21 protein-coding genes are annotated in these 18,320 nt (G+C 35.0%); 14 read left to right on the top strand and 7 right to left on the bottom strand.

Going from position 1 to position 18,320, the window contains the following annotated elements:
- The first annotated feature begins 57 nt into the window (after positions 1 to 57).
- From EKQ63_RS15095 to dltD, 3 genes are all read left to right on the top strand, one after another.
- Entirely contained in the window at positions 58 to 522 is a 465-nt protein-coding gene (locus EKQ63_RS15095) for a helix-turn-helix transcriptional regulator (protein ID WP_087953424.1), read from the top strand.
- A gap of 34 nt (positions 523 to 556) precedes the next feature.
- Positions 557 to 937 (top strand): ammonia permease, encoded by a 381-nt coding sequence (locus EKQ63_RS15090; RefSeq protein ID WP_143881215.1) that lies wholly within the window; start codon positions 557 to 559, stop codon positions 935 to 937.
- A 430-nt stretch (positions 938 to 1,367) separates the two neighbouring features.
- Positions 1,368 to 2,549, top strand: coding sequence for a D-alanyl-lipoteichoic acid biosynthesis protein DltD (dltD, locus tag EKQ63_RS15085; RefSeq protein WP_087953426.1), 1,182 nt, complete (start codon positions 1,368 to 1,370; stop codon positions 2,547 to 2,549).
- Positions 2,550 to 2,588: 39 nt separating this feature from the next.
- Here the strand turns inward: dltD and EKQ63_RS15080 are convergent, their stop codons facing one another.
- On the bottom strand, positions 2,589 to 2,813 hold the full coding sequence (locus EKQ63_RS15080; RefSeq protein WP_143881214.1) for a hypothetical protein: 225 nt from the start codon (positions 2,811 to 2,813) through the stop codon (positions 2,589 to 2,591).
- A 140-nt stretch (positions 2,814 to 2,953) separates the two neighbouring features.
- Between EKQ63_RS15080 and EKQ63_RS15075 the strand changes: the two genes are divergently transcribed.
- Positions 2,954 to 3,442, top strand: coding sequence for a DinB family protein (locus EKQ63_RS15075; RefSeq protein WP_143881213.1), 489 nt, complete (start codon positions 2,954 to 2,956; stop codon positions 3,440 to 3,442).
- A gap of 37 nt (positions 3,443 to 3,479) precedes the next feature.
- Here the strand turns inward: EKQ63_RS15075 and EKQ63_RS15070 are convergent, their stop codons facing one another.
- Positions 3,480 to 4,085 carry an undecaprenyl phosphate transporter UptA gene (locus EKQ63_RS15070; RefSeq protein ID WP_087997235.1) on the bottom strand — a complete coding sequence of 202 codons (606 nt, stop codon included), beginning with the start codon at positions 4,083 to 4,085 and terminating at the stop codon, positions 3,480 to 3,482.
- Positions 4,086 to 4,362: 277 nt separating this feature from the next.
- On the opposite strand from EKQ63_RS15070, the gene EKQ63_RS15065 reads away from it, so the two are divergent.
- The 3 genes from EKQ63_RS15065 (at position 4,363) to EKQ63_RS15055 (ending at position 6,913) form a co-directional block, all read left to right on the top strand.
- A complete protein-coding gene (locus EKQ63_RS15065) occupies positions 4,363 to 5,478 on the top strand; it encodes an HD domain-containing protein (RefSeq protein WP_087997236.1) in 1,116 nt (371 codons plus the stop codon).
- A 35-nt stretch (positions 5,479 to 5,513) separates the two neighbouring features.
- Positions 5,514 to 6,011, top strand: coding sequence for a GNAT family N-acetyltransferase (locus EKQ63_RS15060; RefSeq protein ID WP_088328242.1), 498 nt, complete (start codon positions 5,514 to 5,516; stop codon positions 6,009 to 6,011).
- A gap of 65 nt (positions 6,012 to 6,076) precedes the next feature.
- Entirely contained in the window at positions 6,077 to 6,913 is an 837-nt protein-coding gene (locus EKQ63_RS15055) for a metallophosphoesterase family protein (protein ID WP_143881212.1), read from the top strand.
- A gap of 181 nt (positions 6,914 to 7,094) precedes the next feature.
- Here the strand turns inward: EKQ63_RS15055 and EKQ63_RS15050 are convergent, their stop codons facing one another.
- Positions 7,095 to 7,859, bottom strand: coding sequence for a DUF1836 domain-containing protein (locus tag EKQ63_RS15050; RefSeq protein WP_000447235.1), 765 nt, complete (start codon positions 7,857 to 7,859; stop codon positions 7,095 to 7,097).
- Between the two features lie 258 nt (positions 7,860 to 8,117).
- Here EKQ63_RS15050 and EKQ63_RS15045 point away from each other — a divergent pair, with 258 nt between their 5' ends.
- Together EKQ63_RS15045 and EKQ63_RS15040 are read left to right on the top strand one after the other, a co-directional pair.
- Positions 8,118 to 8,567: a hypothetical protein gene (locus EKQ63_RS15045; protein ID WP_000914479.1), complete on the top strand. Its 450-nt coding sequence runs from the start codon at positions 8,118 to 8,120 to the stop codon at positions 8,565 to 8,567.
- The gene (locus EKQ63_RS15040) at positions 8,555 to 8,863 is read left to right on the top strand and encodes a YxcD family protein (RefSeq protein ID WP_000447759.1); all 309 of its coding nucleotides are present in this window, start codon (positions 8,555 to 8,557) and stop codon (positions 8,861 to 8,863) included. The genes EKQ63_RS15045 and EKQ63_RS15040 overlap by 13 nt, the downstream gene beginning before the upstream one ends.
- A 23-nt stretch (positions 8,864 to 8,886) precedes the next feature.
- Here EKQ63_RS15040 and EKQ63_RS15035 read toward each other — a convergent pair whose 3' ends face one another.
- The 4 genes from EKQ63_RS15035 to EKQ63_RS15020 form a co-directional block, all read right to left on the bottom strand.
- The gene (locus EKQ63_RS15035; RefSeq protein WP_087997239.1) at positions 8,887 to 10,122 is read right to left on the bottom strand and encodes an NAD(P)/FAD-dependent oxidoreductase; all 1,236 of its coding nucleotides are present in this window, start codon (positions 10,120 to 10,122) and stop codon (positions 8,887 to 8,889) included.
- Positions 10,119 to 10,451, bottom strand: a complete 333-nt coding sequence (locus tag EKQ63_RS15030; RefSeq protein ID WP_087953432.1) for a (2Fe-2S)-binding protein — start codon at positions 10,449 to 10,451, stop codon at positions 10,119 to 10,121. The genes EKQ63_RS15035 and EKQ63_RS15030 overlap by 4 nt, the downstream gene beginning before the upstream one ends.
- Complete coding sequence (locus EKQ63_RS15025; RefSeq protein ID WP_087953433.1) at positions 10,448 to 10,720, bottom strand: (2Fe-2S)-binding protein; 273 nt, start codon at positions 10,718 to 10,720, stop codon at positions 10,448 to 10,450. The genes EKQ63_RS15030 and EKQ63_RS15025 overlap by 4 nt, the downstream gene beginning before the upstream one ends.
- Positions 10,721 to 10,890: 170 nt before the next feature.
- Positions 10,891 to 12,552, bottom strand: a complete 1,662-nt coding sequence (locus tag EKQ63_RS15020; RefSeq protein WP_143881211.1) for a sigma-54 interaction domain-containing protein — start codon at positions 12,550 to 12,552, stop codon at positions 10,891 to 10,893.
- Positions 12,553 to 12,734: 182 nt separating this feature from the next.
- Here EKQ63_RS15020 and EKQ63_RS15015 point away from each other — a divergent pair, with 182 nt between their 5' ends.
- Genes EKQ63_RS15015 through EKQ63_RS14995 form a run of 5 tightly spaced genes read left to right on the top strand, consistent with a single transcriptional unit; the run spans position 12,735 to position 18,304 of the window.
- The gene (locus tag EKQ63_RS15015; RefSeq protein WP_061182930.1) at positions 12,735 to 13,910 is read left to right on the top strand and encodes an NAD(P)/FAD-dependent oxidoreductase; all 1,176 of its coding nucleotides are present in this window, start codon (positions 12,735 to 12,737) and stop codon (positions 13,908 to 13,910) included.
- On the top strand, positions 13,907 to 14,944 hold the full coding sequence (locus EKQ63_RS15010) for a proline racemase family protein (RefSeq protein WP_143881210.1): 1,038 nt from the start codon (positions 13,907 to 13,909) through the stop codon (positions 14,942 to 14,944). The genes EKQ63_RS15015 and EKQ63_RS15010 overlap by 4 nt, the downstream gene beginning before the upstream one ends.
- Positions 14,941 to 15,882: a proline racemase family protein gene (locus EKQ63_RS15005; protein WP_087953437.1), complete on the top strand. Its 942-nt coding sequence runs from the start codon at positions 14,941 to 14,943 to the stop codon at positions 15,880 to 15,882. Before EKQ63_RS15010 ends, EKQ63_RS15005 begins: the two co-directional genes overlap by 4 nt.
- 22 nt (positions 15,883 to 15,904) lie before the next feature.
- Entirely contained in the window at positions 15,905 to 16,801 is an 897-nt protein-coding gene (dapA, locus tag EKQ63_RS15000) for a 4-hydroxy-tetrahydrodipicolinate synthase (RefSeq protein WP_061182933.1), read from the top strand.
- A gap of 18 nt (positions 16,802 to 16,819) precedes the next feature.
- Entirely contained in the window at positions 16,820 to 18,304 is a 1,485-nt protein-coding gene (locus EKQ63_RS14995; RefSeq protein ID WP_143881209.1) for an aldehyde dehydrogenase family protein, read from the top strand.
- Positions 18,305 to 18,320: the final 16 nt, after the last annotated feature.

The following is an 18,320-nucleotide window of genomic DNA, read 5'->3' as shown; positions in this document are numbered from 1 at the left end:
AGATATGGTGTAAAATTACACTAAATAAAACAAAAGTTACTTACGGAGGTTAAGGAATTGAATAAAGAGCTTACAATCGAACTCATATCAACAAAAATAAAGTTAATTCGTACGGAGAAAGGATACACACAGGATAAAATGGCTGAAGTTCTTGGTATTTCAAAAAAAACACTCGTTCAAATTGAGAAGGGACGAACAAATGCAGGGTGGACCAATACCGTAGCAATTTGTGCATTGTTTAGGGATAGCGAGGTTTTACAGTCTAGTCTAGGAGATGATCCATTAGTAGTCATTGCAACTTTAGCACATAAAAACATGAGCAATACCAAACAGAAAACACTGGGAGGAAAAGTATGGTGGAAACAGATTCAAGAAAAAGGGAACTTTCGTTTACAACAAAATTTAATTAGTCAGCATTATCGTATTTTAGATAAACAAGATTATCGTTTGTTTAACTCGTTTGATTTAGAAGAAGCACTCGGTCATCTTGAAAAATTAGTAGCAGATTCAGAAAATCAATAGACTATAATGACCAAAAAATAGGAGGAACTTACATATGCTCATCTTAAGTCTTCTTTGGATACTATACACACCTTATCTCGTATTATGCGGATTTGCGGGTGGGATTTATTTAATAATAACAGGGGTCAAATATCATAAATTACTCGTGAGTATTATGGGATTACTCAGTGTTTCCTTTGTCGTACTGCCCTATATTTTTGGGGGGCTGGGCGTTGAGGGTAGTCGATATCTTGATGTCCCAACCGAGTTATATTGGATCCTATTTTCTTTAACTGGGCTACTATCAGGGCTTATAGGTTTACAGTCAAAAATTAAAGGCATACGCAATATGGGATTTATTATTTTTACTAGTGGAATAATTGGAGTCTTTTTCTATTATTTAATGTCCGTACCTGATTCTATGTATATCAGATAGTTTTTTCTAAATTCGGCTTATCTACTACATATGATACTGAATTTGAAAGGATAGTAATAAAAAGGAGATGCTATAGCGTCTCTTTCCAACCACTTGGACACTTGTCTAAGTGGTTTATTTTTTATCTTATTTTGAATTCAATATAGCACCTGATGGATTATGGACATTTCATATATTTTTTCATGTCTTAAAAATAAAATTATTAGTAAAATTGCAGTGTGAAATTTATGTAGAATCTTGTATAATTAACATGTTTCTATGGAAACATTTTCTTGTGTTATTATATAGGGCTTAATAGAACAAGGAAAGAAATACATACATGTATATAATAGATAAATAGAATGGAACATGTATAGAGAAAAAGGAGAGAAATGATGGCGTGTCAAAGACAAGGGTTACAATTTAATTGTGAGAGAAAGAGGAAGAGACGATGAAAATGAAGCATGCTTTTGGTCCGATAATTTTAGCGTGTGTGCTTTTTTTCATTATCATACTCATCCCATCGAAAAGTTTAGTATCAATTATTAGTGATAAGAAGGTAGAAGATGCGGCAACTTCCTTACAAAAAGAAAAATTACAAAGTGTATTCTTGCAACAGAAAATGTTAGAGAATTCGCAGTATTTACCGATGTACGGTTCATCTGAATTTTTACGAATGGATGCATATCATCCATCTAATTACTTCAAAGTGAATCCTGCAGGTTTTACGCCATATTTAATCGGGATTGGCGGTACACAAAGTTTAGCTCATATATTAAATATGACGTCTACTATGGATGAGTTAGAAGGTAAAAAAGTAGTCTTTGTTTTATCGCCACAATGGTTTACAAAGACTGGGGTTTCCCAAGGGGATTTTACGAACAATTTCTCCAAACAACAGGCATATCATTTTATTTTTAATGATAAAATAAATGCAGAAATGAAGAAGCAAATTGCGAAACGACTTTTAGATTATAAAGTTGTTCAAGAAGATGATATATTAAAAAATTCATTAGAAGGTATTGTATATAATGATACGAAACATAATATAAAAGCGGGTTTAGTTAAACCACTTGCTTATATGCATCGAAATATTTTAGATCATAGAGATTTATTTAACTCCATATTTAAGATTGAGCCGATGAAAGAAAAAACAAATGTAGGACTACGTTCAATTTCTTGGGTAGATGCACGTAAACATGCAGAAGAAGAAGGGAAAGCGGAATCTACTACAAACACATTCGGAATTGAAAATCCATATTACTATAAACATAATTTAAAGAAAAAATTAAAAGGTTTAAAAAACTTTAGAGCAAATGAATCATATGAAGAATCACCAGAATATGATGACTTACAAATTGTTTTAAATATATTTAAAGAGAAAAATGTTAAGCCACTATTTATTTCTGTACCTGTAAATGGACCGTGGTATGATTACGCTGGTTTCCCTAAAGAACGCCGCGAAGTGTATTATAAAAAAGTTCGGGAACAAGTTGAGAAAGCAGGATACTCAGTAGTTGATTTTTCTGGCCATGAATATGATAAGTATTTCTTAAAAGATACAATTCATTTAGGTTGGAAAGGCTGGATTTACTTTGATGAAGCAGTGCAAAACTTTTATACTGAAAAATAAGTGTGGAGAAAAAGGAACGGCTATAAGCTGTTCCTTTTTTTAGAATAGAGGATTTTGATGGGGGCAGTTCGGAAAGGCATGTATATCTTGAATTTGTCTAAAATCATAATGTTTCATTGCGAACTGCGCTTGATAAAGGTATTCATATACATACAATTGACCATCATGTGCTGAACATAATACACCAGAGGTTCCTTGCCCATTAATGAAGGAAATACCGATAGGGCTTCCGATTAAGTATTGTATTTTTTGTTGCCAATGCATAGGCGAATCACTCCTTTTTGAGATAATATACGAAATGAATGAGTGAATTGTAGCTTATCCATATAATTATGAAGGCTTTTTATACAATTTCTAGAAGATATTAATATGAATGAATTATAAGTGCGAGAAAGGATTGAATAATGAAGAAAGAGAATATTTTGGAAGAAAAATTAAATTTAATAGAATGGTGTCAAACATTGAAGGGATTAAGTGATGATATGTGGCTTCAATCATTTAAAAATGGTTCGTGGGGAATTGCAGATGTGATTTCACATTTTATCGTTTGGGATACGTTTTTAATAATGCATAGAATTCCATACTTTATAAGTGGACAATCTGTACCAAATGTTCCAATAGATGTTGAGGAAATGAATAAGGGAGCAATAAAATATGCGAGATCTGGTATTTCAAAAGAAGAAATATTAGATCAATTTAGTGTTACTCGTAAAAAATTAATAAATCAAATTGAGCGAATTCCAACCCAATATTTTTATAATGACTATCAATTTGGTACTAAAAAAGTGAGGCTAAACCATTATTTTTCCTCACTCATTCAGCATGACTTAAAGCATAAAGAAGAAATAATACAATTTTTAATACATAATCAAATCTATAATAAAAACCGCTAAAGTCCGTAATGAATTATTAGCGGTTTTTATTATTATCTTAAGCAAATTTTTTACGCTTTTTTGTCCATTTTTTTATAACGAAGTATAAAACAATAAGTATGACGCCACCTATTGCGAACGATTTCACATAAGGTCCAGCAACATCGTTAATATTTTCCCAATTCTCGCCTAGTTTTTCACCTAAATAAATGAAAATGATAGACCAAGGGATGATTGCAAGTGCTGTTAATGTAGTGAAACGTAGGAATGACATTTTTGTAATACCGGCAGGAATTGAAATCGCATGACGCACTACTGGAATGAAGCGTGCTGTAAAAATGACGCCAGTTCCGTAACGATTAAACCAATCTTCTGCTGCATCTATATGTTTTTTATGAATGAAAATATATTTTCCGTAACGTTCTAATATAGGTCGTCCACCGTATCGTCCAAGCCAATAAATAAAGATTTGAGCAATAACGCCGCCAATTGTACCAAATACAACTGCACCTACAAATGAGATACTACCATTGAATACTAGGAATCCCGCATAAGCAAGGACAATCTCACTTGGGATAATCTCAATCATAAGACCAAGCATAATGCCCCAATAACCTAATCCTTCAAAAAACGTTAATACTGAATGAATAAAACTACTTACCATTGTTGCACCTTCTAGTTTATGTATTTTTGAATATATGCCCCTTTATTTAACTACATAAAAGGTTCACTATGTGTATATTATACCTTATTTGTATAGGGGATTGCTATTTCAATTCTTTTATGTCCTTTATAAGTATTTATAGTAAAGCATATAAGTTCAATTTTCATGAAGAGATAATGAAAAGTTTATTAAAAATTTCTCATATATTAATAAAAGTAAACTGAAAATTAAGTATAATTATATGAGTTTTTAATTTATAAAAACAGGAGGAGAATACATGCAATTTAATGATCCGATTTATGGAACAATTACTATTTGTGATAGACATATCCTTCGATTGATAGATACAAAAGCATTTCAAAGGTTGGCTTATATTAAACAGCAGGGACATACATATTATTTACACGAAAACGCAATACATACGAGGAAAGAACATTCAATAGGTGTATATGTACTTGTAAATAAAATGATAGAACATCTTACGGATATTGGTGATATTCATTTATCAGAATATGAGAGGGAATTATTATCTGTTGTAGCACTCCTACACGATGTCGGCCATGGCCCATATTCGCATTGTTTTCAACAAATATCAGGTGAAGATCATGGTGAGTGGACTATACGAATCATTCAAGAGGATGAAGAAATACGAACGATTTTAAATCAGACCGCCGGATTATTAGATGATGTAACGAAAGCTTTAACAGAAGATGGTGTTTTTCCAATTATAGATGAGCTCTTGTTTAATTCATTAGGAATGGATCAATTAGATTTTTGGAATAGGGATTTATATTATTCATCGCTTGAGATAGGTGGATTACAGATAGAAGAACTGATAGCTAGTATGCGTTTTATAAACGGTAAACTTGTCATTGAAGAATCGGGAATCCCTTTGATCGAACAACTAATGAAAATGAAAGAAGGACTTTATAATAATGGCTTTGGTCATCCGTTTGTAATAGGAAAAGATTTATTGTTGCAATCCATTTTTCAAAAGATAACTGAGAAAAACCTTAAGTTCTATACTCCTGAATTACAAAATTTCTTTCATAAAGAAGAGGATTTATTAGTAGAGGACTTTCTTCCATTACAAGATGAAATGATTTTACATGAAATTCAGTGCTTTGCAAAATCAGAGGACAAACAATTAGTGGCGTTAATTCAGCTTTATTTTTCAGGTGCTAAAAGTTTATCATTTCAAAAAGGGCTAGAGGGTGATTTTAAGAGGGAGAATAATAATTTAGCAATAATAACTGAGAAAAAGGCGTACAGTTCATATGTAGGTGGTATTTACGTCTATAGTGAGGGGCAGCTAGAGGATATTGTAGAAAAATCCCCTATTATTCGAGAGATAGTAAGGTTACCTAAAAAAGAATATGCATATTCAATTTAATTGGTTTGAAAACATAAAATGGATGAGGTGGAAATGTGGATTGGAAAGAACGCCTTTTAGAAATGGATGATTTACCAGTTATATTAGAATGGTATAACGATGAAGAATTACATAAAATAGCGGATATAAAACCATTTAAGCGATATACAATCGAAGAGCTTCGTCAGTACTGGACAGAAAAATTGTCGCGGTCTCATGCAAGTTATCATGTAATAGTAGTGAAGGATGAAGTAATAGGTAGAGTTGGATTAAAAAAGACGAAATATGATGATATATATGTGATGGAATACTCTATTCTCATTGGCGTTTCGAATTTATATTCAAAAGGGCTTGGAACGGAGATTACAAAGTATTTTATTAGTAAATCATTTTTAGACCCTGATATAGAAGCTGTTCTATTGCAAGTTAGGGAAGATAACAAGAGGGCGATTCGTTGTTATGAGAAAGCTGGATTTGAAAAAGTAAAATCGTATGTAGAGAATCAAGTGGAAGTGTACGAAATGCTTAGAGTTAAGAAAGAGGACACAGTTTAGAAAGAAAAAAAGCACGTGTATTTAATTCTGAATATAGCGTGAATTAGGGAGAGTGAATAAAATAAATGAAACATAAAATTGCATTACTGGCAGATGTACATGGAAATGCAACTGCTTTAAAAGCAGTTATCGAAGATTCTATGAAAGAAGATGTGACTGATTATTGGTTTTTAGGAGATTTAATTATGCCTGGTCCTGGATCAAATGATTTATTTGAAATGTTAGAAAGTATTAACGTTGATACTTATGTACAAGGAAACTGGGAAGATAGCTTTCTTGACGTTCTTAATAAAAACATTGATATTCATAACGCAACTGATATTTATGTTTCTAGATTAGTTCAGTATCAATGTGAAAACTTGGATAAAAACTATATTAAGCATATTAAAAATTTACCATTACAGATAACAAAACAGGTTAATGATTTATCAATCAGTATTAGTCATAATCTACAAAATAAAAATTACGGAGGAGATTTGTGGCCCACTAATAATCAGGAACAGTTTGATCGGTTATTTGATCGTGAATATGATATCGCGATTTACGCTCATACCCATCATCAATTGTTACGCTATAGTAGCAATGATCAATTAATTATTAACCCAGGAACAGTTGGACAACCTTTTTACAAGTGGAATATGCTAAACTCTGACTTACGTGCGCAGTATGCAATTCTTGAAATTGATGAGGCAGGGATTGCGGAGGTGAGATTTAAAAAAGTTTCTTATGATGTAGAAAAGGAATTAAAAAACGCTATTAGTAAAAATCTGCCTTATATTGATTTATATTGCGAATTGCTCGAGACCGGAAAAACTCATACTCACGATATTGAATTATTGCGAGAAATTAATGATAAATACAATTACAACGATGATGTAATTAAGTTTATCGAGAAAATCTAATAGGAATTTAATAGCACGAAATGAAAATTGTTGAATGAATTATAGATTAGTAATGATAATTACATAATCAAGAGCAATTGTAAAATGAAAATTTATATATAAACGGTTTTTGCATCTTATATTGATATAAAAAACAAGCATCTCCCAGTTCTACATATAAGATAGGGGGATGCTTGTTTTTTTACGGTTTCACATCTAAATTTTGTAAAAATAAAGTTGCTGTTACGTAACGTTTCGCTAACATTTGTACATATGCGGTATGTACAGAAAGTGTGGCGATAATAATGGCGTTACGAATTGCTTCACGTTGTTCGTTATTAACCTGATCGAACTTGCTTGCAATTTTATCAGCTCTTTCTTTTACGATGTTTTCAATTGTATGGATTGTATCTGTTGCATTTAATTGTAAGCAATTCCCTTGATTGAGTTCTTCAAATAGAGAAGAGTATGCTCCATATAAATGAACAGGATTGATTAAGTCATCACTTCGATCGGCTGGGTCATTTACGATAAGGCGTAATAGCTTACGAATGGATTCAAAATCAAGTGCTGTTTTTAAATCTTCAACAATGAATAGTAAGGCTGCTTGTTCAATTGAGTATTTTTTTCCTTTTTGAGGAGAGCCAATCATTTCTTTTATATCTCGTTTCACCCAGTTCTGCATGGCCGTTACTGAGAAACTTGTATTTTCAATTTGATTTCCAAGCGCAACGATTTCATTTAATGAAAAACCAACGTCCGTATCTTCAATCTTAATTAGTTTTTCAAAAATAGGTGAAAGTGCGGTCGTAATAAAAGCAGTTACGCTTTGTCCGCTTTCAATATCTTTTTTATGTGACTTTGCCCAAGCTTCTTGTAAAATACCGAGAGGCTTTTTCGTATTCCATCCTCTTAATGATAGAAGAAGGGTAGCCATTTCGTTTCGTGTGAGATGAAATGTTTCCATCTTTTCACCTCCATAAATAATAAAAAGTTCTTATGAACTTATAATATGTTTTGTTTCATTTAAAGTCAATTCTGTTTTGCTTAATTTTTCCTTTGTCACCAAACTGTCGGAAGTAAATAACACTTGCATATTTCGACAAAAGTTCATATAATAAGTTCATAAGAACCTTTAAATGTTCTTAAAAATAAATCTATCATTCTAAATTTACTAGAAAGGTAGATTTCACATATATCTATATAAAAGGAGAATGGATATAATATGTTGAAAAAACTTGTAGCAGTAATGACAGCATTCATGGTTATCTTTGGGGCTAGTAGCTTTATGTTCGTAGATCATGCGGCAGCGAAAAGTTACAAATCTGGTAAAAAATCATTTACACCAAGTTCAGGTCAAAAATCAAAAGTTGATTTAAACAAAAAAGATTCAAATGTAAATTCTCAAAAAACGACTCCAGATTCAAAAACAAAAGCAACAAACACAGCACCAAAAAGTAATAAAGGAAGCTTTATGAAAGGTTTATTACTAGGTGGTCTTGGTGGTTTACTAATGGGTAGCTTATTTGCAAATATGGGAGCTCTTGGTTCTGTATTAGCGTTTATGGTAAATATGTTAGTAATGGCTGGTATCGTAATGTTAGCGGTTCGTGCATTTAAATACTTCAAAGATCAACGCAAGAAAAAGGAAGATGAAGTAGCATGGAAACGATAAAAATTTCTGAACAAGAACTGATCAATGCGCTTTGCGTATATATCGCTGAAAAAAGACAAGTTGGTCCAGAAGAAGTTTTAGTTGAACTCATGTACGACGATGACTACGGTTTCTCTGCTGAAGTAGAGGTAAATGGTCGCCAGCAAATTTTAATTCAAGCGAACTTAATCGAAGCACTACGCTTATTACTTGACAGAGAATATAACGTCAATTCATTTGCGGCGAGATTACAACTTGAATTAGATGATGAAGAAGGTATTTACGCGTTAGCGAAATTTAATAACTCAGATGAGTAGGAAAAGAGCTGTTGAGAGTATTCTCAGCAGCTCTTTTTAGTATGTGCATATGCAAGGGAATAATCACGCCAAATTTCATTCATTTTCCGTCTACCGACATCAACACCCTGGCTAAATTGAATGGCAGCTTGTTGACGTACGGCATGTACATGTTGGATTGCTTGTTGCAATTGTTGTTCCACCGAATGGGATTTTTTATTTGCCTGTTTTACGATTGAATATCCAGCAACAGTTCCTTGTGCCATTGCAATTTTCCCGCTTTCAATGCCAGTTATATTGCCGGCTACAAATAAACCGGGAAGAGGGGTTTCCATCGCTTCGGAATGGAGAGGAACATGCCCGCCTAATTCCGGAATGTAACGGAAAGGACAGCCAGCTACAGCAGCCAGCTCAGCAAGAGGATATAAGCCACCTGCAATACAAACGAAGTCTGCCTCATATATTTGTTCCGATCCAGTGATGATGTTTCCTTTCGTATCAATATTAGCAATGCGTACACCTTCAACTTGATCTGTCCCGATAATTTCAAGAGCTGCTTTTCGAAGATGAAGAGGTGTACCGTTTATTTTCATACCGTTATTAGGATAAAACTTTAATCCAGCTTGTTTCGCCCAATTATATTGCATCAATCGACTACCAATACGTAATAAAGGTGACGGGGCAAGATGTGCAGCGTGTAAGAGAGAATTTAAAACTTCTTCTGGTTTACCAGCCTGTTGACTTAATTCACTTTTTTCAGGAAGTACGATATGTTCCACTTTAATTCCTGCCAATTGTAATTCATTCAAAATGGCAAATGACAATATGTTAGCACCAATAATGATTCCTTTTTTCCCAACTTGAACACGATGTACATTCGTCATAACTTGAGCTGCTCCAATTGACATCACCCCAGGAAGTGTCCAACCAGGAAGAGGGATAGAGTACTCAGCAGCGCCAGTAGCAAGTAAAACGAAAGGTGCTTCTAACGTACCGATATTCGTATGAACGAACCAAGAACTTTCATCTTTATCTAAATTATAGACGGAAATGCCGCATCGAATATCGACTGAAAGTGATTTCGCTTTTTCATGAAGTCGTTTAGATTCTTTTATTCCATTCCACCATTCTCCAGTAGGTTCTTGATGTAATTGTCCGAGCAACCGTCCGCCAGGCTTCATAAATTCATCAATAACAAGTACTTTTAGTCCAAAACGAGCACAAGAGATAGACGCTGATAAACCTGCTGGTCCAGCTCCGATAATTATGACATCATTCATCGCTTTTTCACCATCTCTCTCACGATATTTGGATGCTGTTTGCCACTAATAACAACCATATCGTTTTCTACAACAGTTAAGCATGCTCGTACGTTTGCTTGATTGTTTACTGTGACGCGGCATTCAGAACAATGTCCAATATTACAGTAAATACCTCGTGGTGTCCCGCTATCTTCGTGCACTCTTAATGTTCTTATTCCGTTTGCAAGCAATGCGGCTGCAATCGTTTCATGTTCATATGCTTCATATTGTTGACCGTTAAATTGAAAAGTGATGCGATTACGATTATGTAAACTCCCTAAAATAGGGTGATGTGTAATTCTACTCATTTAGCTTCACCTACCGATCCAAAAGTAACTGCTCGTACAGGTGGTTGATATTTCAATGGAATAGCATTTGTAGTTACGCCTGGATTTGCATTTTCAATCATTCGATCTATCATCATTCTACATGTGCGGCCACCGCAAAATCCCATGCCAGCACGTGTTCTTAGTTTTAATTCTCTTGCCGAGCATTTATAATCAGCAATTGTCGATTGAAGTTGACCGTATGTAACTTCTTCGCATCGACAAACAATTAAGTGATCTTTATTCGTCATATGAATTCCTCCTCTAGTTCGGTTTGCACAAATTATATAATGCAAAAACTATGCCAATATAGAGGAGGGAAGTAAGACCCCCACCTCCAAATTCAGCGAAAGCAAAGAAGTTAGGTGGGGGCGGGCTGCCCATAAAAGCCCGATTGGTGACGGTTGATTAAAGTTTCATTTTATTGTAACCCAAGCTTTTTTAAACGATTATATAAGGTGGCTCTCGTAACACCAAGCTGTTTCGCGCATTCTAATTTATTTCCATTCAAAATACGTAATGCCCTCTCAATTACTTTTTTCTCATGTTCATCCATCTCTTCTTGCAAAGAGAGGATTGTATGATTGTTGCTGAGTAATAGGGAATGAGTCGTATGATTGTCTAACGTTTCAGTTGTATGAAATGGTAAATATTCTTGCTTTATAATACCGTCAGTCGCAAATACGACAAGTCTTTCAATAACGTTACGGAGCTCGCGAATATTACCTGGCCAATTGTAATGAAGCAGTTCATGCATAATGCTTGAAGGTAAGTCGCGAATGGGTCTGTTATAGTTGATTGAAAAATCGTTTAGGAAAGAATAGGTTAATTCAATAATATCTTCGCGTCTTTCGCGCAGCGGTGGAATATGCAAACTAACTACATTTAGGCGATAGTATAAATCTTCTCGGAACGTGCCTTTTCTCATTTCTTCTTGTAAATCACGATTGGTGGCAGCGATAATACGGAAGTCAATATGAATCTCTTTTTCTCCACCAACTCGGTAATATTTTCGTTCTTGTAGCACGCGCAAAAGCTTCACTTGCATATCGAGCGGCATTTCTCCTATTTCATCAAGAAATAATGTGCCGCCTTGGGCGAGCTCTATTTTCCCTTTTTTTCCTTTACTATTTGCACCAGAAAACGCCCCGCGCTCATACCCGAATAATTCGCTTTCAAATAACGCCTCTGGAATAGCACCACAGTTAATTGAAATAAAAGGTGCCTTCGCTGCCTCACTAGCTTCATGAATTGCTTTCGCAAATACTTCTTTTCCAACACCACTTTCGCCGAGTATTAAAACAGTTGATTTCACCGAGCAAACCTTTCTAGCTAATTGTATTGTTCTTTGTATAACAGGGCTCTTTCCGTTCATCGCAAGAAAAGGATCTGATTCATCTTTATACTTTGCTACTTCTTGTTCTAAACGGTGCATTTCATGTGACATATTGAATAGTTTTTCATTTAATGCGACTTGATTTGTAACGTCAGTTTCTGAAACGACTGCTCCTATAATTTCACCGTTACAATAAACTGGATTTGAGTTAATTAATACGAACAAATCTGGACGAGGTTGATGGAACTGAGCGATTATACTTTTTCCGTCATGTAGTGATTGCAAAATTTCCAAATCTTTATAGTCAAAAAAACGAGTGATAGGTTGCCCGATAATTTCATTATGCTTGACTGAAAAGATCTTTTCGGCGCCATCTGTCCAGGTGCAAACGCATTCTTTATCATCGATGACTGTAACGGAGGAATCCGTTGTTTGTATTACGGCTTTATAAAAAGATTGCAGTTCGTTGTACGACTTAACAAGAAACGGAATAATTTGCTGAGTCGTTATACAGCATATAGGCTCCTTATTTTCGTTCATTATGATAACGACTATTTCATTGGAAAACGCGTCAATTAAAGCGGTGAATGAGTCATCTTCATATATTACTGCGCAGTTATATTCTTCTGTAGTAGAAGGGCGGTAATAATACTTTTCGTTAATTTGCTTAATATGTTGCAAGCAGTATGTATGATCAATGGATAAAATTTTTAGAAATTCTTTTATTGTGGGAAATGAGAATGCCATATTGTCCTCCTATTATGTATAAAAATTTTGACAGTGATAAAAAAATAATACACCTATTTACGATGAATTTAAAATATTTTTACAAATAAAAATATTATTTATAAAAAGTGTATATATGCAGAGTTGGCACGTCAATTGCATATAAAGAAAGTGAGGGATTAAAAAGAAGGGAGGGGTGCTACGTGAGGCACTGTGACGTTTTAATAATAGGCGGTGGTATTATAGGCTGTTCTATTGCTTATTACACATCAAAATACGGAAGAGACGTAACAATTATTGAAAAAGGAGAATTTGTCAGTGGGACGTCTTCACGGTGTGACGGGAATATTTTGGCTATTGATAAAGACCCAGGATTCGATAGTCAAATGTCGTTAGTAAGTCAAAAGTTAGTGACTAGTTTAAGCGAAGAGTTAGAACACTCATTTGAATATAGGGCACCAGGAAGTATTCTCGTATGTGAGTCGGATGAAGAGATGGAAGCAGCGCAGCAATGGGTAAATCGTCAAAAAGAAGCCGGCTTACCGTTTCGAATGCTTGATAGGAAAGATATAAGGGAAGAATCACCATTTTTCGCAGATGATTTATTAGGCGGGTTAGAATGCGCCACAGATTCGACTGTAAATCCATATCTTCTTGCTTTTGCACTTCTTGCAGAATCGAAGAAATTTGGTACGAAAGCTTTTAATCATACGGAAGTAAAAGAAATGAAAAGAGATATAAACGGTTCCTTTATTGTAGAAACAACTAACGGGACGTTTACTGCGAAGCAAGTGGTGAACGCAGCTGGTGTGTGGGCTCCGAAAATCGGAGAAATGTTGGATATAAATATCCCAATTGAACCAAGAAAAGGACATATTATTGTAGCTTCAAGGCAACAACACGTTGGTTGCCGTAAAGTAATGGAATTTGGTTATTTAATTTCTAAATTTGGCGGAAAACGAAAAGTGGATGCTTTAACTGAGAAATATGGGGTAGCTCTTGTGTTTGAACCGACAGAAAGCCAAAATTTTTTAATTGGTAGTAGTAGAGAGTTTGTAGGTTTTCATACGAAGATAAACAACGAGGTTATTAAATGTATTGCGAACAGAGCGATACGTTTTTATCCAAAAATGGCGGATATGATGGTGATTCGTTCCTATGCCGGATTACGCCCGTGGACAGAAGATCATTTGCCGATCATTTCACGTGTGGAACATATCCCGAACTACTTTATAGCAGCAGGGCATGAAGGGGATGGCATTAGTCTTGCAGCGGTTACTGGAAAAGTGATTGAAGAGTTATTAAATGAAAAAGAAACAATCATTCCAATTGAACCACTTCGTTTGAGTCGTTTTACAGAAAGGGTGTTAAACGGATGAGGTCACAAAGAGTCTTTACGACGATTGATACACATACGGGCGGGAATCCAACGAGGACATTGATAAGCGGACTTCCAAAGTTAATAGGAGAGACGATGGCAGAGAAGATGTTACATATGAAAAAGGAGTATGACTGGATTCGCAAATTGTTAATGAATGAACCGCGTGGTCATGATGTAATGTCAGGAGCACTATTAACAGATCCGTGTCATCCTGAAGCAGATATTGGTGTTATTTACATAGAAACAGGTGGATATTTACCGATGTGTGGTCACGATACAATTGGTGTATGTACAGCTTTAATTGAATCAGGTTTAATTCCGGTAGTTGAACCGATTACTTCGTTAAAGTTAGACACGCCAGCCGGCTTAGTAGAAGTGGATATTTTTGTTCAAGATGGAAAAGCGAAAGAAGTCTCTTTCTGTAACATACCAGCTTTTTTACTGAAACACATTACTGTAGACGTCGAAGACATTGGAACTGTAGAGGCTGATATTGCGTATGGAGGGAATTTTTACGCCATTATCGATGTGAAATCGGTAGGGTTAGAGTTAGTACCAGAAAACGCATCTACAATCATCGATAAAGCGATCCTTATAAGAAATACGATTAATGAGAAATTTGAAATCATTCATCCAGAGCATTCGTTTATTAGAGGATTAACCCATGTTGAATTTTATACAGATCCTACTCATGAAAGTGCTCATGTAAAAAATACAGTTGTCGTTCCGCCAGGAGGAATCGATCGTTCTCCATGTGGTACAGGAACATCAGCAAAGTTAGCTGTATTATTCGCAAATCAAAAAATAGAGATTAATGAAGAGTTTGTTCATGAGAGTATCGTTGGTTCTTTATTTAAAGGGTGTGTCATAAATACGACAAATGTTGAAAATATTGAAGCGGTCGTAACGAAAATTACAGGTTCAGCTTGGCTTATGGGTATGCATAGATTTTTTTACAATGAAAAGGATCCACTTAAAGAAGGCTTTTTGCTAATTCCGCCGATGGAACATGAAACGGAGGATGTAAAATGAACATTCAAAAAATGTATACAGCAGTAGACGTACACGTAAATGGCGAGGCATTTCGTGTAATAAAAGATGTACCATGTAAGTACTACTACAATTTAGAGCAATTAAACGATCAATTTTCAGGTGAATTAGCAGAAGAAATGAAGCTTTTATTAAATGAACCGCGTGGTTTTATCGGTTTAAATGGATGTATCGTCGTTCCTTCTATTCATACGGAAGTCGATGCAGCTGTAATATTTTTTAATCATGAAGGATCAATTCCTCTTCATTACGGAGGTATTGTCGCAGTCATAACGATGTTACTAGAAAGCGGGTATGTAAAAAAGAGAGAGACGAATCAATACAAAATCGAAACGTTATCTGGCATATTCTCAGTCTATGCGTATGTAGAGAATGATGAAGTTGTATCTGTTTCGTTTGAAAGTAAACTATGTTATATGATTGAGAAAAATTTACAAGTTGGTAATATAAGTTACTCTCTCATACAGGCAGATAAAGTATACGCAGTTGTAGAAAAAGGTGCGCATTCGCCAGAAATTCGTATTGAAAACATTTCAGAATTGAAAAGATGGGGAGAAGCTACACTTCAAGCTATACAAAAACAGTCACTTATAAAAAGACTTATTTTAGTAGATTCCACGCAAAAAGAAAAGAACCATATAAAGTCGATTACATTTCATGAAGATAACTTTATCGTACGTTCGCCAGGATTTGTCTCTACTATTGTGTCTTTTGTTCATACATTATTTAAAAATGATTATATAGCGGATAAACCTTTTATAAATGAAAGTATATTTAATAGCTTTATAACTGTTGAAAAAGTGAAGAAGGAAGAAATGGGTTACATTTTCCGTTTTGAAAGTAGAGGATTTATTACAGGGATGCAGACGTTTCTATTAGATCCTACAGATCCGTTTCCGACAGGATTTTTATTAAAATAAAATAGTAAAGGGAGAGATAAATATGAAAAATATTAAAGGGGCATTTCCAGTATTAATCACACCGATGGATGAGTTTCAAGAAATTAATTGGAACGGTGTAAAGCAAAACGTAAATTATTTTATTAATCAAAAAGTAGCTGGCATTATTATTAATGGAAGTACAGGAGAGTTTGTTAGTTTATCAAAAGAAGAACGGTTTAAAATGGTAGAAACAGTATTAAAAGAAGTTGATGGCCGTATTCCGGTTATTGTTGGGACTGCAGCAGAAACGACGAAAGAAACGATTGAATATACGAAACATGCGGAAGCGTACGGAGCGGACTGTGCATTAATTATTAACTCATACTATTGTAAACCGAAGGAAGAGGAAATTTATTTTCACTTTAAAGAAATCTCAAACGCTGTAAATATACCAATTATGTTATACAATAACCCGTTTACATCTGGTGTTGATATGAGTACGGAGCTCATGCTACGTATTGGAAAAGAATGTGAAAATGTTACACATATTAAAGAATCTAGCGGAGATATTCGAAAAGCAAGAGATTTAGTAAGACAAGGCGAAGGTGCTTTTCAAGTATTCTGTGGATCTGAAGATTTAGTTATGGAATCTTATTTAGTTGGTGCGACGGGCTGGGTTTCAGTAGCAGGTAATATCATACCGGGACTTGTTACAAAAATGTATGAGCATTTCCAAAATGGTGAATTAGAAAAAGCTTGGGAAATAAACGATGCGATTTTACCTCTTTGTGAGTTTCTTGAAGGGTCAGGAAAATATGTACAAATCGTGAAACGCTCAATGGAATTACACGGGCAAGCAGGGGGACCTTCTCGTTATCCAAGACTCGGATTAACTGAAGAAGAAGATCAAAAGCTTCAAATGATTATTTCAAAAATTGCTGCTCAAGCAGCTGTTTAAAAAAGGAGGAGATCATATATGTTAACGACAAACATTGAGCTGAGACCAAAAGTGAAAGCGTTTTTAAATGAAGAAATTAAAATGTTTATTAATGGTGAATTTGTACCTTCCATTAGCGGGAAGACATTTGAGACATACAATCCAGCAACAGAAGATGTTCTAGCTGTCGTATGCGAAGCGCAAGAAGAGGATATTGATGTTGCAGTAAAAGCAGCAAGAGCTGCATTTGAATCAGGACCTTGGGCAGAAATGACTACTGCTGAAAGAGCACATCTTATTTATAAATTAGCAGACTTAATTGAAGAGCATGGGGAAGAATTAGCACAGTTAGAAGCTTTAGATAATGGGAAACCATATCAAGTAGCACTGGATGATGATATTGCAGCGACTGTAGAAAATTATCGTTATTATGCTGGATGGGCTACAAAAATTATTGGGCAAACAATTCCAATTTCGAAAGATTACTTAAATTACACACGCCATGAACCTGTTGGGGTTGTAGGTCAAATTATCCCTTGGAATTTTCCGCTCGTTATGTCTTCTTGGAAAATGGGAGCAGCATTAGCAACAGGTTGTACAATCGTATTAAAACCAGCAGAACAAACGCCTTTATCGTTATTATATACAGCGAAACTCTTTAAAGAAGCCGGTTTTCCAAACGGTGTCGTAAACTTTGTGCCAGGTTTCGGCCCTGAAGCGGGAGCTGCAATCGTAAACCATCATGATATTGATAAGGTAGCTTTCACAGGTTCAACTGTTACAGGGAAATATATTATGCGTCAATCTGCAGAAACAATTAAACATGTAACGTTAGAACTTGGTGGTAAATCACCAAATATCATTTTAGAAGACGCTGATTTAGAAGAAGCGATTAACGGCGCATTCCAAGGCATTATGTATAATCACGGCCAAAATTGTAGTGCCGGTTCTCGCGTGTTCGTTCACCGAAAACATTACGAAACAGTCGTAACTGAACTTGTGAAAATGGCGAATAACGTCAAACTTGGAGCAGGTATGGAGAAGGAAACGGAAATGGGTCCACTCGTATCTAAAAAGCAACAAGAGCGTGTACTACATTACATTGAACAAGGAAAAGCTGAAGGCGCGACTGTTGCTGTTGGTGGTGAACGTGCATTTGAAAAAGGTTATTTTGTACAGCCAACGGTATTCACAAATGTTACTGATGATATGACAATTGTGAAAGAAGAAATTTTTGGACCAGTTGTCGTTGTACTTCCATTTGATTCAATAGAAGAGGTAATCGAAAGAGCAAATCGCTCGTCATACGGACTCGCTGCAGGTGTATGGACACAAAATATTAAAACCGGACATCAAGTTGCCAATAAATTAAAGGCAGGAACAGTATGGATTAATGATTATAACTTAGAAAATGCAGCTGCACCATTTGGTGGGTTTAAACAATCTGGAATCGGTCGTGAGTTAGGTTCATATGCGCTTGATAATTACACAGAAGTGAAAAGTGTTTGGGTAAATATAAAGTAATAGAGAATCTAACTGT

Origin of the sequence: Bacillus sp. BD59S (assembly GCF_007363175.1) — a bacterium.
GTDB lineage: Bacteria > Bacillota > Bacilli > Bacillales > Bacillaceae_G > Bacillus_A > Bacillus_A pacificus.
The sequence above is the reverse complement of the archived record's forward strand: the minus strand, read 5'-3'. Positions and strand labels throughout refer to the sequence as shown.

Coding starts and splice junctions, on each gene's coding strand:
- EKQ63_RS15080 (WP_143881214.1), bottom strand. CDS start 2,813: ATGCATTGGCAACAAAAAATACAATACTTAATCGGAAGCCCTATCGGT.
- EKQ63_RS15030 (WP_087953432.1), bottom strand. CDS start 10,451: ATGAGTAGAATTACACATCACCCTATTTTAGGGAGTTTACATAATCGT.
- dapA (WP_061182933.1), top strand. CDS start 15,905: ATGAAAAATATTAAAGGGGCATTTCCAGTATTAATCACACCGATGGAT.
- EKQ63_RS15075 (WP_143881213.1), top strand. CDS start 2,954: ATGAAGAAAGAGAATATTTTGGAAGAAAAATTAAATTTAATAGAATGG.
- EKQ63_RS15025 (WP_087953433.1), bottom strand. CDS start 10,720: ATGACGAATAAAGATCACTTAATTGTTTGTCGATGCGAAGAAGTTACA.
- EKQ63_RS15055 (WP_143881212.1), top strand. CDS start 6,077: ATGAAACATAAAATTGCATTACTGGCAGATGTACATGGAAATGCAACT.
- EKQ63_RS15045 (WP_000914479.1), top strand. CDS start 8,118: ATGTTGAAAAAACTTGTAGCAGTAATGACAGCATTCATGGTTATCTTT.
- EKQ63_RS15050 (WP_000447235.1), bottom strand. CDS start 7,859: ATGGAAACATTTCATCTCACACGAAACGAAATGGCTACCCTTCTTCTA.
- EKQ63_RS15090 (WP_143881215.1), top strand. CDS start 557: ATGCTCATCTTAAGTCTTCTTTGGATACTATACACACCTTATCTCGTA.
- EKQ63_RS15020 (WP_143881211.1), bottom strand. CDS start 12,552: ATGGCATTCTCATTTCCCACAATAAAAGAATTTCTAAAAATTTTATCC.
- EKQ63_RS15040 (WP_000447759.1), top strand. CDS start 8,555: ATGGAAACGATAAAAATTTCTGAACAAGAACTGATCAATGCGCTTTGC.
- EKQ63_RS15035 (WP_087997239.1), bottom strand. CDS start 10,122: ATGAATGATGTCATAATTATCGGAGCTGGACCAGCAGGTTTATCAGCG.
- EKQ63_RS15070 (WP_087997235.1), bottom strand. CDS start 4,085: ATGGTAAGTAGTTTTATTCATTCAGTATTAACGTTTTTTGAAGGATTA.
- EKQ63_RS14995 (WP_143881209.1), top strand. CDS start 16,820: ATGTTAACGACAAACATTGAGCTGAGACCAAAAGTGAAAGCGTTTTTA.
- EKQ63_RS15065 (WP_087997236.1), top strand. CDS start 4,363: ATGCAATTTAATGATCCGATTTATGGAACAATTACTATTTGTGATAGA.
- EKQ63_RS15010 (WP_143881210.1), top strand. CDS start 13,907: ATGAGGTCACAAAGAGTCTTTACGACGATTGATACACATACGGGCGGG.
- EKQ63_RS15005 (WP_087953437.1), top strand. CDS start 14,941: ATGAACATTCAAAAAATGTATACAGCAGTAGACGTACACGTAAATGGC.
- dltD (WP_087953426.1), top strand. CDS start 1,368: ATGAAAATGAAGCATGCTTTTGGTCCGATAATTTTAGCGTGTGTGCTT.